Annotated in this window: 18 protein-coding genes and 2 tRNA genes; 3 read left to right on the top strand and 17 right to left on the bottom strand. The window is 59.4% G+C overall.

What is annotated here, in order from left to right; translation table 11 throughout:
• Positions 1–6: 6 nt before the first annotated feature.
• From J3R84_RS06740 to J3R84_RS06810, 15 genes are all read right to left on the bottom strand, one after another.
• On the bottom strand, positions 7–1,644 hold the full coding sequence (locus J3R84_RS06740) for a terminase large subunit (RefSeq protein WP_203527223.1): 1,638 nt from the start codon (positions 1,642–1,644) through the stop codon (positions 7–9).
• Positions 1,644–2,030 (bottom strand): P27 family phage terminase small subunit, encoded by a 387-nt coding sequence (locus tag J3R84_RS06745; protein WP_203527222.1) that lies wholly within the window; start codon positions 2,028–2,030, stop codon positions 1,644–1,646. The genes J3R84_RS06740 and J3R84_RS06745 overlap by 1 nt, the downstream gene beginning before the upstream one ends.
• Positions 2,027–2,341, bottom strand: a complete 315-nt coding sequence (locus J3R84_RS06750) for a phage head closure protein (RefSeq protein ID WP_203527221.1) — start codon at positions 2,339–2,341, stop codon at positions 2,027–2,029. Before J3R84_RS06750 ends, J3R84_RS06745 begins: the two co-directional genes overlap by 4 nt.
• Complete coding sequence (locus J3R84_RS06755) at positions 2,341–2,760, bottom strand: DUF3168 domain-containing protein (protein WP_203527220.1); 420 nt, start codon at positions 2,758–2,760, stop codon at positions 2,341–2,343. The genes J3R84_RS06750 and J3R84_RS06755 overlap by 1 nt, the downstream gene beginning before the upstream one ends.
• Positions 2,753–3,190, bottom strand: coding sequence for an HK97-gp10 family putative phage morphogenesis protein (locus tag J3R84_RS06760; RefSeq protein ID WP_203527218.1), 438 nt, complete (start codon positions 3,188–3,190; stop codon positions 2,753–2,755). Before J3R84_RS06760 ends, J3R84_RS06755 begins: the two co-directional genes overlap by 8 nt.
• Complete coding sequence (locus J3R84_RS06765; RefSeq protein ID WP_203527216.1) at positions 3,177–3,482, bottom strand: head-tail connector protein; 306 nt, start codon at positions 3,480–3,482, stop codon at positions 3,177–3,179. The genes J3R84_RS06760 and J3R84_RS06765 overlap by 14 nt, the downstream gene beginning before the upstream one ends.
• The gene (locus J3R84_RS06770; RefSeq protein ID WP_203527214.1) at positions 3,479–3,931 is read right to left on the bottom strand and encodes a hypothetical protein; all 453 of its coding nucleotides are present in this window, start codon (positions 3,929–3,931) and stop codon (positions 3,479–3,481) included. Before J3R84_RS06770 ends, J3R84_RS06765 begins: the two co-directional genes overlap by 4 nt.
• On the bottom strand, positions 3,928–4,281 hold the full coding sequence (locus J3R84_RS06775) for an HNH endonuclease signature motif containing protein (RefSeq protein WP_203527212.1): 354 nt from the start codon (positions 4,279–4,281) through the stop codon (positions 3,928–3,930). The genes J3R84_RS06770 and J3R84_RS06775 overlap by 4 nt, the downstream gene beginning before the upstream one ends.
• Positions 4,278–4,904, bottom strand: coding sequence for a hypothetical protein (locus tag J3R84_RS06780; RefSeq protein ID WP_203527210.1), 627 nt, complete (start codon positions 4,902–4,904; stop codon positions 4,278–4,280). The genes J3R84_RS06775 and J3R84_RS06780 overlap by 4 nt, the downstream gene beginning before the upstream one ends.
• A 3-nt stretch (positions 4,905–4,907) precedes the next feature.
• On the bottom strand, positions 4,908–6,437 hold the full coding sequence (locus J3R84_RS06785; RefSeq protein ID WP_203527208.1) for a phage major capsid protein: 1,530 nt from the start codon (positions 6,435–6,437) through the stop codon (positions 4,908–4,910).
• A complete protein-coding gene (locus tag J3R84_RS06790; protein ID WP_203527206.1) occupies positions 6,434–6,772 on the bottom strand; it encodes a gene transfer agent family protein in 339 nt (112 codons plus the stop codon). The genes J3R84_RS06785 and J3R84_RS06790 overlap by 4 nt, the downstream gene beginning before the upstream one ends.
• On the bottom strand, positions 6,769–7,065 hold the full coding sequence (locus J3R84_RS06795) for a hypothetical protein (RefSeq protein ID WP_203527204.1): 297 nt from the start codon (positions 7,063–7,065) through the stop codon (positions 6,769–6,771). Before J3R84_RS06795 ends, J3R84_RS06790 begins: the two co-directional genes overlap by 4 nt.
• Complete coding sequence (locus J3R84_RS06800; RefSeq protein WP_203527202.1) at positions 7,062–8,291, bottom strand: phage portal protein; 1,230 nt, start codon at positions 8,289–8,291, stop codon at positions 7,062–7,064. Before J3R84_RS06800 ends, J3R84_RS06795 begins: the two co-directional genes overlap by 4 nt.
• A gap of 92 nt (positions 8,292–8,383) precedes the next feature.
• Positions 8,384–9,982, bottom strand: a complete 1,599-nt coding sequence (locus tag J3R84_RS06805) for a site-specific integrase (protein WP_203527200.1) — start codon at positions 9,980–9,982, stop codon at positions 8,384–8,386.
• Positions 9,983–10,084: 102 nt separating this feature from the next.
• Positions 10,085–10,161: transfer RNA gene (locus J3R84_RS06810), tRNA-Pro, on the bottom strand.
• A gap of 219 nt (positions 10,162–10,380) precedes the next feature.
• Between J3R84_RS06810 and J3R84_RS06815 the strand changes: the two genes are divergently transcribed.
• Both J3R84_RS06815 and J3R84_RS06820 read left to right on the top strand, forming a co-directional pair.
• The gene (locus J3R84_RS06815; protein WP_057209414.1) at positions 10,381–11,562 is read left to right on the top strand and encodes a GGDEF domain-containing protein; all 1,182 of its coding nucleotides are present in this window, start codon (positions 10,381–10,383) and stop codon (positions 11,560–11,562) included.
• 280 nt (positions 11,563–11,842) lie between these two features.
• The gene (locus tag J3R84_RS06820; protein WP_025426984.1) at positions 11,843–12,847 is read left to right on the top strand and encodes a GlxA family transcriptional regulator; all 1,005 of its coding nucleotides are present in this window, start codon (positions 11,843–11,845) and stop codon (positions 12,845–12,847) included.
• 75 nt (positions 12,848–12,922) lie between these two features.
• Here J3R84_RS06820 and J3R84_RS06825 read toward each other — a convergent pair whose 3' ends face one another.
• Together J3R84_RS06825 and J3R84_RS06830 are read right to left on the bottom strand one after the other, a co-directional pair.
• Positions 12,923–13,177, bottom strand: coding sequence for a YMGG-like glycine zipper-containing protein (locus J3R84_RS06825; RefSeq protein WP_025426985.1), 255 nt, complete (start codon positions 13,175–13,177; stop codon positions 12,923–12,925).
• 500 nt (positions 13,178–13,677) lie between these two features.
• Positions 13,678–13,753, bottom strand: a tRNA-Lys gene (locus J3R84_RS06830).
• Between the two features lie 191 nt (positions 13,754–13,944).
• On the opposite strand from J3R84_RS06830, the gene J3R84_RS06835 reads away from it, so the two are divergent.
• Positions 13,945–14,691: a cytochrome c biogenesis CcdA family protein gene (locus tag J3R84_RS06835; protein ID WP_025426986.1), complete on the top strand. Its 747-nt coding sequence runs from the start codon at positions 13,945–13,947 to the stop codon at positions 14,689–14,691.
• Positions 14,692–14,714 lie beyond the last annotated feature (23 nt).

The raw sequence follows: 14,714 nt of genomic DNA on the forward strand, positions 1-14,714 counted from the left end.
CATTCCTCAAAAGGTGAAGATGCCATCGGCATCAGGATTGTTGTATCGGCTGAGATTGGATTGACCGGCGACGGCACGTGACACGGCCATCGCGGCGGCAACAGCGCCATCGATCCGGTCGGTCTTCTTACCCTTGTGCATGCGCACAAGGCCGGTGTCGTTTCGGCTGGCGACCACGCTGTCGAAGTGATGGCGAAGCACGGCATGGCCGTTGTGCCGGATCATGCGCCCGTTCACGGTGCGCTCAAGATCGCCGATGGCCGGGGCCATCGTGAGCGGTCCCTGTCGCATCTCGATTGCCGGGATGCCGTCATCAAAAAGGCGCTGCATGGTCATGCGGGCAAGGTGCGGGTCGAAGGCGACTTCCTGCACCTCGAAGTCGGCGCAAAGCTCCCGGATATGATCTTCGACGGCCTGCGGTTCGATCACCGGCCCGTCAATGACGGTGATCAGGGAATCGTCGCGCCATTGCTCATAGGGAACGCCGTCGCGTTCGGCGCGGCCCTTCAGGTCGTCGCCGGGAACAAAGAACCACGGATGCACGGTGATCCGGCCATCGTCATGACGCCACGCGCCGACAACAGCAGTCAGGTCGCCGTTTACGGACATATCGACGCCGAGATAACACGGCACGTCCTGGAGGTCGGGAAGATCGAAGGCGAAACGGCCCGCGTCATAGGTCGTCATGTGGAACAGCGGGTCGCGGGAATGCGCCTGCCAGATATTCAGGTTGAACTGCTTAAAGGCGTGCCGATCTGCCGGGCGGTGTTCGGCTTCCTTCGCTGCCGTCCGAAGGGCATTCAGGTTCGGGAAGCCGTGCGCAAGGCCGGGATTGACGCGATGCCAAACGGCTTCGTCCTGCCAATCGTCGGCAGGATCTGCTTCGAAGATGATCGGCAGATAAGCCGGATTGTCGATTTCACCGGCCGCGACCTTGCGGGCATAGTCATATTCCGCAAAGCCGAGGTTTTCGTTGCCACGTCCGGCAGTCGTGGCGATCACCATGAGCGTGCCGCTCGTCTTCACCATGCCGGACTTCAGCGCTTCCCAAAGGTCACGGCCCTTCCAAACATGGATTTCATCGACAAGCACGAACGCGGGCGTCTTGCCGTGCTGTGCCGCGCCGTCGCTCGAAATGGCCTGAAGCTCGACATCTTCGGCCTTGAAGACGATCTTCTTTGCGCTGTTGTGGGCGTCATAAATGCGGGTCGCGGCGACAAGTCGCTTGTCCATGCGGATGATGTTCGCGGCTTCCTTGAAGCCAAGTCCGGCTTGCTCACGATCAGAGGCGGCAAAGATTACCTGTCCGGCGCGGACACGTTCCGGCCCAATGGTGTGCAACAAGGCAAGCGCCGCGGCTAAACTGGTTTTGCGATTGCCGCGGGGAATCATCCAAAAGACGGTTTCGACAATGCGCCTGCCGTCCGGGTGCCGGGGTCCATAGATGCGCCGGACGATACGTTCCTGCCATTCGTGAAGCTGGAACGCCTGCGGGTGCGGATTGTCGTTCGCGGCCTTCGGCGCGGTGCTGTTCGCTGCCGGGTGCCGAAGGCGGCGCAACCACTTCACCGCGCGTTCGCCGTGGCCGTCCGGATCGTCAATCGGGGACTTGTCGTAGACCCATGCCGGGAAGGTGCTTGCCATCAGAAAGCTCCCAACGGGTCGAACTCGTCGGCGGTGTCGCTGGCAACGGTGCCAACGCGCGCGCGCGATACCGGCGACAGGCCATATTCGGCCGCAAGCTGGCGTGCCGTCTGCATGGCGCGGTTCTGCATGCCGAAAAGCGTCTTGTCCAAACCGGACACGCGGAACAGCGTTTCGATTTCACGGACGCGGCCCGTCGCCACGCAATAGTTTTCGACGCCGGTCAGATCGGCCTTCGTGATGATGCGATCTGCGACCAAGCGCGGAATGATGCGCCTCCATTCGGCGCGTGCCTCATCCGTCATCCACTTCGGCGCGGGCGGTGCCTTCGTGAGCGGTTCGCGATCTGGGGAAAGCGCTGGCTTGACGCCGCGAAGATGGGTCATGCCGTGGCAACCGCCCTAAGCTCAAGGCCGCGCCGCCTGCCGATTTCCTTGATTTCCTCAAGGTCGTAGGCGGTGCCATTGTAGGTCACGCGGTCGGCGGTCGTGATGCCTGGCACATACCGCAGACGGAAGATGATGGTGCTGTTCTCTGCCTCACCGAAGCCCGACAGGAATTCGTTCGCCGATTGCTGCACGACTTCCGCGCGGATTGTGGCGACGGGCGTCCAACCGTTGGACACGCTGCCGGACGGCGCGATGGTTTCGGTCTGGCGTTCAATGGTGATCGTGCGGTCAAGCTTCCCGGCGCGCATTAGATGCTCCACCGGATGACGGCTTCGACGTTGATAACGCCGTGCGCATATGACAGTGCCGGGTCAGGGTCGCGCATCCAATGGACGGCAGGCAAGCTGAATTCATCAATAGCGAAGCCGGACGCTGCCGGGACTTCCTTCAGGGCGTTACAGACTGCGAAGCCGATAGCCTTGGCAGTGTCCGCGCCGTCATCCACGGACCAGATATGGAGATCCAGAAACACGCGGGCGACATACTGAGAACCGGAAGCGTTGCCGAGAAATTCGGTCTGCCCGTCGCTCATGATGATCATGGGGAAGTTGTCCGGGCGCGTGGAACCGGCCCGGATATGGGCGGCAGGCACAAGGGCGGACACTTCCGGGGATGCGATGAGCGCGGCGCGAATTGCGGTGCGGAGTGCGACGGTCGGTTCAATCATTGGTGGGCTTCTGCTTCAGGGCGTTAGTGATTGCGCGGCTAATCCGGCGCTCGATACGCGGCTTTCCCAGCCGGAAACCCGGCAGCATGAACGGTTGCGCTTCGGTCTTGACGGTGCCGAACTCGACAAGATGGCCGTGCCGGACTTCCTCATTCCCTACGGTAACGAGAACCTGATTGGCGTTGGCCGTGCGCTTCCCGCCGCCTGCCGCATAGGCAGGCGTGGTTTCGCCGGGTCCGGTCACCGTGATGCTGTCGACTAGCGCGCCGGTGTCACGCGAAGCTTCGGCAAGGGCGCGCATGTTCGTGGCGACTTCCTCGCCGGAACGGATGAGCGCCGGGCGCAAGGCGTCAAGAACCTCCTTCGGGATCGCAGAGAGGCGATGTGAAAGTGCCGCCGACTGCTGCGAAAGGGTCTTATTCCGCGACATGGCCGGTCACTACGACACTGTGCGGGCGCAAGAAATCGATCACACCATAGGGCAATTCATAGGCATTCACGCCGATAAGCACGGCTTCTCGGTTCTCATAGAGGTGCGCGGCAAGCTGAAGGACAGCTTCCACGATGCCAGCCGGGACAGGATTGAAGTCGGCGAGCGGCTTGCCGAGATAGCCGGCAGTCCAGTCTTCAGCGGCCGCAATCTTGTGCTCAAGCAGCGCGTCGTCGGCGTCATGGTCGATATTCAACTGCGACTTCAGCAACGGAAGGGTGACAATGCTCATGCGTTTTCGTCCATCTCAGAAAAAGTTATTTCGGGACTCTCTTGCGCGGTGCTCCCGGCGCCGGTCCCCTTTGAGGTTGGCAAATTGGAGACCACCCCCGGGGCGGGCTTCGCCCACCTGCCGGTCGGCTGAAAGGCGATGGCTGCTGCCATGGAGCCGAGTTTGCGCCGACGGTGAAGCAAGGCCTGCGGTGTAATTCCGACGATGCTTGCCCATTCGATCAGCGTTCGTGTCTGGCCATTGACGGTATGACGATGCGCACGGTCTGAGATTTGCAGTTGATTGACCTTGTTGACGACGGTCCTTTCTTCAGCGATCCAACTTCCAACGCTGTCTTTCTCAAGCTTTCGGCACTGCTTGACGTAAGCAAACGCACGGTCACGGGCTGCTTTGCATTCGGCTGCGAACTCTTGCTGATCGATCTGGCGGGCGCGTTCGGCGGGCGTCATGGGTTGCGCTCCTGCTGCTGCTTGAGTGAGTTGTGGCAAGGCGCACAAAGCGGCTGCCAGTTGGCGCGGTGCCAGAACAGGCGCTTGTCGCCACGGTGCGGGATGATGTGATCAACGACGGATGCAAGGCGCGTGATGCTGCTCTTGCTGCACTCGCGGCAATAGGGATGAAGGGCCAGGTATTCGAGGCGGGCCTTGCGCCATTCATGGTCATAGCCGCGTGCACGGGCCGAAGGGCGGCGCGCATCATGGCGGGCGTTGCGTTCGCGGCGTGCGTTCTGCTGGCAAGTGCAAAGCTCGCCGTGCGGCACGATATTGCCGCAAGAACAGATACGGGGCGGTTTGCTCATCGGCCCGCCCTCATGATGCTGCCCCTCAATGCTTCGATGCCAGCGCGGTCAAATTCGGGGTCGAGGCCAGCGGCGACGTTGCGCGCTACCTGTTCGGGATCCGGTGCCTTTTCGGTCTTCTCGTCGCGGGTGATAACGCCTGTCATCACGAGCCGGTCAATATGAGCGCTATATGCGCGGTCAATCTCGGTGGGCGTGGCGGTCCACGTCGCTTCTTGCGTCCAGCCAAGCCACCCGGTGCCGTAGCCATAGAGCGCCGCATAGGCTTCCTGCCATGTTGCCGGCTTACCCTTACCTGTCGAGGGCGAGGCCTTTGGATCGGTCGCTGGCTGGAACATGGAAATGAGTTCGGCGAGCGACTGACGCACCGCGATAAAGAAGAGGAGAAGCGGCTCTCTCGCTTGGAAGAAAAGGAAACGAGCCGCATCCTGCCGGTTGGTGGCTGCCGTCAGGATGATTTCAGAAATAATGGAAAGGTTGGAATCGTCCACCGCGCGGAACAGCGCCGGGAAGCCGTGACGTTCAACAAGGGTTGCAGCGACCCGCAACGTCGGACGGAGCGTCACAGTATGGTCGCCGTGAGCAATCGTCACCTGTTCATATGCGGGCCGCTGGTAGGTCATGGATTAAGCGGCCTTGAGCTTCAGCTTCGTGAGAGCTTCGCCCATGACAACCTTGCCACCAACGCGACGGCGACCGGTGAACTGAACAATGTCGTTCTCGGAGAACTTGGCGTAGTCAGTAGAAGGCTCGAACGCGATGCGGTCGGTGATCAGATAGCCACGCTGGAAGTCACCGAAAATGATCGGCGTGTTGCCTGCAACCGGGTCGGGCATGTCATCGGCCATGTAAACCGGCTGACCCAGAATGCGCCCCGGCTCGCCGGCCTGAAGGCTGCGTTCCCAGATAAGGTTGCCGTCGCTATCCTTCAGGCCGCGAATGATGCGAGCCGTCTTGCGGTTCATCACCCATGCGCCCGCATTGGCGTAGCTGGCTTTGACCGAATACAGAAGGTCCAGCAGGTCATCGACTTCAAGCGCCGTCGTGGCCGAAGTGATCTGCTGGACTTCGGTCGAGGTCATAACGCCTTCGGCCTGGGTGGTGCCGTTGCCCTTCACAAACCATGCAGATTCAAGTTCCGCGAAGCGCGTGGCGATGTGGCTGGAAATCCATGCGAACAGATTAACTGCGCTGTCTTCAAGCTGAGAGCGAGAAACAAGCACCTGAGCGCCCATCATGAACGGCTCAATGCTGATCTGTTCGAAGGTCGGGGTGCTTTCCGGCTTCGTGCCGGTTTCGGTGACGCTGCCGGGTGCCACGCTGTCGACAAGACGCGGAATCTTCAAAAGGCCGGTGTCAAGCTGAATAGAACTTGCAAGCTGGCGAATAGGATTGCTCTTGCCGAGCTTTTCCAAAATCTGCGCCATAAAAGTATCGGTGACGAGATTGCTGCCGGTGCCGGGTGCGGCGATGGTCAGCGCCTTCTGTTCGAGAAGGGTGCTTTTCAGTTCGAGGTTGAGCGACTTAAGGTCGTTGTCGTTCGTGCCGGTAGGGTGATTGTTGTTCGCGGCGGTCGGGCGGTTGAGCCTTGCCTTGAGCTTATCCACGTCGCTGCGGAGAGACTTGATTTCAAGCAGTTCCTCCGGGCTAACAACCGGATCATTCTTCACTTCAATTTCATCGTTTTCCAAGTTCATTTCCTTCGGTGCCGTGTCATCTGCGGCCTTGATTGACGTAATTTGCGCGCCCGGATGACTCGGGACGGTAACAACAGAAATTTCGCGGAGGTCCAGGGCGGTAATCGTGCGCCCGCGCCGGCGAGGCATTGCCGACTTCGTGCGGTAGCCAATGGACAAGCCCGATATGGCCCGTTCGCGAATGAGTGCGTAAACTTCGCGGGCCTTCGGAATTTCATCGATCAGCAAGCGGCCTTTTACGGAAAGCCCCTGCGCCGTTTCGGTGATTTCATCCCAGACGCCGATAGGCTGCGCCTGATTATGTGCGAATAGCATCGGCAACTTGTCAGTGAAGTTGAACGCGCCCGTTTCAATCATGTCGCCGACGCCATCCGGCGAGCCAAACGGCCATGCAATTCCGGTAATGGTGCCGGTCTCATCGACGGTGAGCGCGCTTTTGTATTCGAGCCGTTCGGTCATGCGGCGACCTGTTCAAGCGCGTCATTGATTGCTTCGACGCCGAGGAACAGAGCAGTGATAACGCCATCGGCGACGGCGAAGACTTCGCCGAGCGGACGCCCAACGCCGTAGATAGAAACAAGCTGATCAGCTTCGGCGGGCGTGGTGCCACCGCCGACAAGGCCAAGCCGGATCACCTGAAGCACGTCGGAAAGCGAATATTCGCGAGTGCTGAAGCGACGAAATAGTGCGCCGACGCCGTGGCCCGTCTTGCGCTCAAGTTCTTCGATAAGTTCGCGGGTCGGGAAGGCGAAGGTCTTTTCGCCGTCGCCGAAGAAAGCGCGGTGTTCGATCATCGCACGAACTTCCCGGCGACGAACTTCACCGGAACCGTCATGGCGTCGTCGCCGTAAATTCGCTTGATGGCGGTGATCTGCCACTCTTCGAGGCGAAGACCCTTCCCATAGGTGCTTTGCTCAAGGTCGGCGGCTTCATCGGAAATAACGGTGAGGCGGGCAATAACTTCGTTGAATTGATCAACGATACGGGCGGCTGCGGCGCGCTGGCCTTCATCAAAAGCCGGGTCATCCTTCATGAGACGCGCAAGTGTATAGATTTCACCCATCGCCTTCGTGATTTCAGAGTTCATGCGTTCTCCTTCGCCGGGGCCGTGGTCGGTGCGGCGTTGCTGGTCGTGTGAGGGTTGATAAGTTCATCGCCGCCGGGAAGCGGCTGAAGATTAAGGATCGCCCGGACTTCGTTCGGGGTCATGATGCGGTTCGTCACAAGCGCGGTCATGTTCGCGGTGCGGTTCGCCGCGTCGGCGCGCATGAGGTCGTCAGTGACAAACTCGAAATAATGGCTGTCCTGCTCTTCTTCGTTGAGAAGCACGGTCGTCATGGCGTCCTGCCAGCGATCCAGCCATGGCCGAAGGCAAAGCTGAAGGAAGGTCGCGCCCATCGTCTCGGCATTGCCCCAGGTTGCGCGACCGAGGTCGAAAATCATGTGCGGCGGCACGCCGAAGATGCGCGCAATTTCGGCAAGCTGGAACGCGCGGTTTTCAATGAACTGCGCGTCCGTCGAGGTCATGGCCGGCGTTTGCACGCCCATCTTAGGGGGCAGGATAAGCGGTTCTTTGGGATTGATTTGCCAGCGCCTGTAGTCCTTGAGGATATTCAAGAACCTATTCGCGCCCGCATCGTTTTCGGGGATACGCTCGTCGGACGTGATAATAACAGACGGTCGGCGTCCACCGCTGAAGAGTTCGGCGGCGTCCCGCTCAAGGATCGCGGCGAGGCCGATAGCCTCCTTGCCGAAGGCAATCGGCGACGTGCCGAGGAAGGACGGAATGTGAAGGATTTCGGAGAAGTGATAATCGCGGGTGCCGGCTCCTTCAGCCACGCGGTAGACCGGCGCACCGGTTAGCTTATCCTTCAGAATTGTCACGGAGCGCGGCTCAAGATAGTCCAGCGCGTAAGGCCGCCCGTCATCATAGGAGATGACGCGGGCAAAGCCGTTGCCATGAATGAGCGCGTCGGCAGTCAGGCGGGTTCGAAGCTCGCTCGCGCCCGTGTATTCGTTAGCGCGGCGGTGGACGATCCGATAGGCGGAATGATCCTTAGCCGCTTCCTTGCCATCTGCCGTTTCCCGATAGACCTTGCAAGGAAGCGATCCGATTGTCTCCGAGATCAGACGGACGGCCTGAAGAACTGCTGAGACATAAAGTGCCGATTGTCCACCGACATTGACGCCTGAATAAGTCTGCCTGACGCCGAAAAGCTCGAATGCTTCAGGGCTATTAGGAGAATACGCCTTCTGTTCTATCGGAAAGCCGATGGCTTTCTTAACGTTCGAAATAGCAGAAGCGAATTTCATTCTTAGTTCCCAAAATTAATCTGGAAACTATTCTCTCATGCTCGGAATCCGGTGTGAATCCCTTAAAAGAAAAAATTCCTAACAAATAGGAATTAATCCACTTCCGGAGGGATGTCATCTTTGATTATGTTACGAACCTTATCCATCTGGTTTGCGATCTCGATCAATCTCAGGTCGCTGCCGCCGTAGTCGTCGGATGACGAGCCGGACGAACGGCCTGTGATGTAGAGCGCCGCCTTATGGCTGACGCCACCGAACAGGGCGTCCTCAAATAGGTGCCGGAAGCCGTGGTTAGGAGGTGGCATGTCCGTCCGGTTCGGAAAGACCTTTTCATGTATCCATTCGCGGATGCGCTGATCTTCGTTCTTCCCGCCCGGAAACAACCTGCCGTCCGGTTGTCCTTTCACAAATTCGATGAAGCCTTCTTTGATCAAGGCGCGATGCACCGGCACTTTTCGGCCTTTGTGGGTCTTCGTCGTGCGGCCATTGCCGACACGGATATGAATGAACCAATGCCCTTCGATCTCGAACACGTCGGCTTTCTCTAGCGGCGTGATTTCATTCACACGCGCGCCAGTATGGGCGATGATCCACGGGATCCAGCGGAAGCTGGCACGGGTCGCCGTCCGCGTGAACTCAAGAAAGTGTCGGGCTTCCTTGAGGGAATAGGTGCGGTCGGCGCTGTCGCCCTTTTCGACGTGCGGCATTTCCAGCGCTGCCCACGGGTCGCCCTGGGGAAACATCTGCAGTTCCGATTGGGTGTTTGCCCAATTCATCAAGGTTCGAATGATGGTGAGCTTATCATGGATGGTTTTACGGGAGAGTTTGCCGCCCGCCAGCAAGTGATCGCGCCACAGTTTGCCATCGGCAAGCGTGATCGTTGCGACCTTCTTATTCTTGCGGAAGTGCTCGAAATCATACTGAGCAACGCGATACTTATCCAACGTGGCTTCGGACTTGGCCCGACCTAGACCTAGCGCGGCCTGCCGTTCCTGTTCCTCAATCACGCGGTCGAAGGTCCAATCATCGAACACGTTGATCTGAGCTTCAGCTTGTTGTTCGGCTTCCTCTTGCTGGATCGCCTCGATTAACGCCGGGTGTTCAGGTTTGCCGGCGAAGTCGCCTTCATCCCGTTCGGCGATTCGCGACAAGCCTTCGTATTCGGCAACGCAGACCGCACGTGCGAGAGCTCGAAACTCGACAGTTCCGGGCGCGGCATCGGCGTTAGAGACATGAAGGTCGCGAAGGCTAGCGCCGATGATTTCAAGATATTCTCGATCTGAGAGACGCCCTGCCATTCCGTCGCGAAGCTTCGCCACTAAATCCTCATCGATGTAGCCGACGCTGGAATATCTGTGATCGGCAGTCCGGGCGCTGTCATCGAACGAGACCATATCGCGATAGTGACGGACCATAAGCTTCGCCGGGTCTATCGGATTCGTCGTGAGCGTGATTCGCTGGCCGGTGTCGCGTGCATAGGCTTCCGCCGCCTTGCGGAGCTGATCCTTGAAAACCGCGACGTGATAATGAAGATTCTCTTTAGCGATCCGTAAATCAGGGCCGAGCGGTTCACGAAGCTGTGTCTGGCCGATGTAGGGCCGAAGTTCCGGTTTGACCGGGACGCGGGCGAAATAGCGCCCGTCGAGTTCCTGCAGATATAGCGGGAGTTTTCTACGCTTAGTTTTAGCCATGTCCGAAGCCCGTTTGTAACGAGTTTTGTAAGGGTAGTTCGGACAAAGGTGCTTGAAAATCAATAACTTTATAGAAGTTCAATGACTTACAAGCGAAAAAAGTGGTCGGAGTGGAGAGATTCGAACTCCCGACCCTCTGGTCCCAAACCAGATGCGCTACCAGGCTGCGCTACACTCCGTGCCAACGGCGCCGGAGATACACGCTTCACCCACGCCCTGCAACATGAAATTTCACGTTGACCGACACGGGAGGCCAAATGTGATGCGATGAGAGGGCGCCTTGGCGGCCAATATGCCGGAATTTCAGGCTCTGGTGCCGATTTCTCATTTTCATTTAGTACTCCCTAAACTCCATGCGATAGAGGCGCAGCGACAAACAAACACGCCGAGCCGGATCGATGACCGCCCAACTTGACCTCGCAACTGTGCTGCTGCTTCACAAATCGTCGTTTCTGGTCGGTGCGTTGTGCTTTCTTTATCTCCGGTGGCAGTCACCCCGGAACGAGGGGCTCGGCATTCTGGCAGCCGGGTTTCTTTTTCTCGCTCTGGCCTCGACGCTCTCAGGGTATGGCGAGCAGAAGCTGCTACCCGCTATTCTATGGACGCTTTCCAGTTTTACACTTGGTCTTGGCGGCTACGCCCTGTTCTGGATCGGTTTGCGCCGGCTGAGCGGCCAAAGGCGCCACCGGGCGGATTGGTTGGCGCTTGCCATTCCTTTGACCGGCGCGATTGCCGGCCTGATCACGCACTTCCACGTCATCAATTCTATACGCGCAAGTGCATTCAATACCGGTGCCTTCCTGTTTCTCGCCGCGTCCGCCTTTGCAGTCGTCGCAGATCGGAAAAGCGAGCCGCTGCCGGTCAGGACCATCTTCGCGGCTTCACTCGCAATCGGCGCCACGCTCTGCCTTGCCGTCGTGGTTGGCCTGCTCAAGCCGGATATCCTGCCGATCACCACGACCTACGCCTTCTTCCTGCTGATCATCAGCCACTTCGCCATTGCGCTCTTTGCACTGGTGCTGGTCAAGGAGCGGGCGGAGGCGGCATTGCGGCGAACGGCCGACACGGACATGCTGACCGGTGTGGGAAACCGTCGGTGGTTCCTGTCGCAACTGCCGCGTTTCGGCTGGAAGGGCGACGCCCTTGCAGTCATGGATCTCGATTTCTTCAAACGCATCAATGATCGCTACGGCCATCAGGCGGGCGACCAGGTGCTGATCGCCTTTGCCGAACTGGTGCGGGCAAACCTGCGCGCGACCGATTGTTTCGCAAGGCTCGGCGGCGAGGAGTTCGGGCTCTACCTTCCGAAAACGAACGAGGTGCAGGCGCGAGCGATCGTCGAGCGGTTGCGGCTTGCCACCGAACAATTGCACATCCATTGCGACGGCCAGCGCATTGCCGTCAGTGTCAGCATCGGGTTTGTCGTCGGACAGGATGCGAAAAGCAGCTGGGAAGAGCTCTTCAGTATGGCAGATGCCGCACTCTATCAGGCCAAGGATGCTGGCCGTAACTGCATAGTCGCCTATGCCCCGCCACCGGCTTCGTTCGCAATTGGCATACCAATCGCACGGACAGGTTGAGTTTGACGCGAGGCAGTCGATGATCCGGCTGTCCGCCCTTGCGCGTCGCTATTTCGGGAGCCGGCACATCGCTGGCCTTTTGTCTCCTTAAGAACCTTGGATAAAAAAACGGGCCGGTCGGATCTAGGTCCGGCCGGCCCGTTCCGGCAATATCGCGGAAAGGGGAACGTCTCTGCGCGGGGCTGCAGCACCGCGCGAAGGGAGATCGATTGCCACCTGATAATGCCTGAATGCGGTCCGCCCAATTGACATTTTACGCCAGAAATTTGACATTTCTCGCATGTCTGGCACTGAGAAAATACAATCTATGATCGATGTCGTGGTGGTCGTGCTGCCGGAATCGTCGATCATGTCGCTGGCCTCCGTGCTGGATCCGATGCGCGCTGCCAACCGCGTCTCGGGCCGCCAGGTCTTTCGTTGGCGGTTGCTTTCGGCCGACGGTGAGCCGGTCATCCTGACATGCGGTATACCGATCGCGGTCGACGGCACGTTCTCGCTGCCGCTTGAAGGCGATGTCCTGCTGGCGATCGGTGGCTTCAATCTCGATCGGCATGTCGGGCGCCGGTTCATCGCCACGCTTCAGGAATGCGCCCGCCATTTTGGCATCGTGGCCGGCATCGAATCGGGCTGCTGGCTGCTCGGCCGCAGCGGTCTGCTCAACGGCCGCAAGGCAACCGCCCACTGGGAGGAGCTGGAGGATTTCAGCCAGGCATTTCCAGCATTGACGGTGCTGGGGGATCGGTTCGTCACCGATGGAAAGTTCTGGACCTCCGGTGGTGCGTCACCGACCTTCGACATGATGCTGCACCTCATCACCCAGCGCCTCGGCTCGGCGCTGGCGCTCGATGTCGCCAGCATCTTCGTCTACGACCAGACCCACAGCGCGACGGACATCCAGCCCGTGGTGTCTCTCGGGCGGATCGAGACCCGCGATCCCGGTTTGGCTGAGGCGATCCGCCTGATGGAGCGAACGCTCGAACGGCCGCTGACGGTGTCGGCGCTTGCACGCCGGCTGTCCATTTCGCAGCGGAAGCTGGAACTGCTGTTTACAAAGGGATTATCGACCAGCCCCGGCGCCTATTACCTGCGCCTGCGCCTGCAGGTGGCGCATCGACTGGTGCGCGATTCGGGCAGCCCGATCCGCGAGATCGCGCTGCGCTGTGGCTTCGACAGCCTGTCGGCTTTTTCCCGCGCCTATAGCCGCGAATATGGGACGAGCCCGCTGAAGATGCGTAGCAGGCACCGCGGCGCGGGTGCGACGTCGGAAGGTGGCGAGGGGATCTGAAGGTTGTGAGCGCACCGAACCTTTGCCAGCCATTATTATGTTTGGCGGTCGCGCTATCGGACGCCTGGGCTGCTGCTATTGGCAGCGTGCTTCGAAGCGGCGGCCATAGCGATCCCGATAGATACAATAGCCGTCACGCTCCCGGGAACGACCAATCAGGTTGCCCATAATGCCGCCGGCCACAGCGCCGATAGCCGCGCCGCCCCAGCTGTCGCTCACCACGCCTCCGATGATTGCGCCGGTTCCTGCACCGATTGCAGTCCCTCGCTCTGTCTGAGTGCAGGACGCGAGGGTACCAATCATTCCAACCGCAATGACAAGCTTTCTCATGCTTTCATCCCTTTGCTCGATATCAACCCGGGGCCTGGTGCACGTCTTTGCATCCACGGCGTGAGGTTCAGCATCTACGCAATGCTTGCAATTGTCGATAGTGCCGATTCTCAAAGGCGGCCGGCGCGCTGCTTGGCCTCTCATCCGCGCGGCCGCTGGGAAAGCTCCAACTACGCCGGCAAGAAAGTTGCATTTCTGACCAATGCACCGATCCCGCCTGTCGGCGGACGTACAGCCAGTTCAGAAGATCCACGAGGTTGTCGACTTTCCTGCCCGCTACCGAATGCCAATGGCTGGCACGGTCACCACCTGCGTCTGTACAAGCAGCGCCGGCCGGTACGGTGACCTGTGTTTCTGGCGAAGCATTCCCATATCTTAGCAACGCGGAAGGCAAGGGCGTTCCAGTTAGGGCACGGCGATTTTGAGGGATTTCGATGTACGGTGGCGACTCACTAAGGAGCAGCGATCAAGTGATTTTTAGCTAAGCGCTTGAATTTAAGTGGTGAGCGCGCAGGGATTCGAACCCTGGACCTACTGATTAAAAGTCAGTTGCTCTACCGGCTGAGCTACGCGCTCCCTGGCCGCGGCGGTGAAGCCCGGCGGAAGTGGGCGGACATATGCACTTGAGCTTCCCGCCGGTCAACCCAAAAATTACGGCTTTCGTGAAGAAATGGTGCATGGCGCAATGATCGCCAAAAGGTGATTGGTATCGTCACGGTCATGCGGCTAAGGAATGGCCCAAATACCGCATGCCGGAGTTCTTGCCGTTGTCGATTGCCGATATTTCGATCTGGACCGCCATTCTCGCTGGCGCTCTGTCCTTTCTTTCGCCCTGTGTTCTGCCGCTTGTCCCGCCCTATCTCTGCTATATGGCCGGGGTGTCGGTCGACCAGTTCCGCAGCGGCGAGGTGGTTTCTGCCCGCAGCACCCGGCGCGCCGTTCTGCCGGCGGCGCTTCTGTTTACGCTCGGCTTTGCGACCGTGTTCGTGTCGCTCGGTGCCGGCGCATCCTCGATCGGCCTGCTGTTGCGCCAGCACATGGATCTCCTGTCGCGTATCGGCGGCGTGGTGATCATCATCATGGGCCTGCATTTCCTTGGCGTGTTCAAGATCGGCCTGCTTGCCCGCGAGGCGCGGTTTCAAGGCGGCGGCAAGCCGGCGACGCTGTCGGGCGCCTATATCATGGGCCTTGCCTTCGCCTTTGGCTGGACGCCGTGTATTGGTCCGGTGCTCGGCACGATTCTCGGCGTTGCAGCTGCGCGCGATACGGTCACGGACGGCGCCATGCTTCTGGCCGTCTATTCGCTCGGGCTTGCGATCCCGTTCTGGATCGCCGCCGGTTTTTCCGGTGCGTTCATGCGCTTTCTCCTGCGGTTCCGTCGCCATCTCGGTCTCGTCGAAAAGCTGATGGGCGCGCTTCTGGTGCTGGCCGGCCTTGCCTTCCTCTTCGGCTTCATCAGCTCCGTCGCCATCTGGTTCCAGCAGACCTTCCCGATTCTGATGAAAATCGGCTAGGTCATCAGCGGGTCAATGGACGG

This window comes from Ensifer canadensis (assembly GCF_017488845.2).
Lineage (GTDB): Bacteria > Pseudomonadota > Alphaproteobacteria > Rhizobiales > Rhizobiaceae > Ensifer > Ensifer canadensis.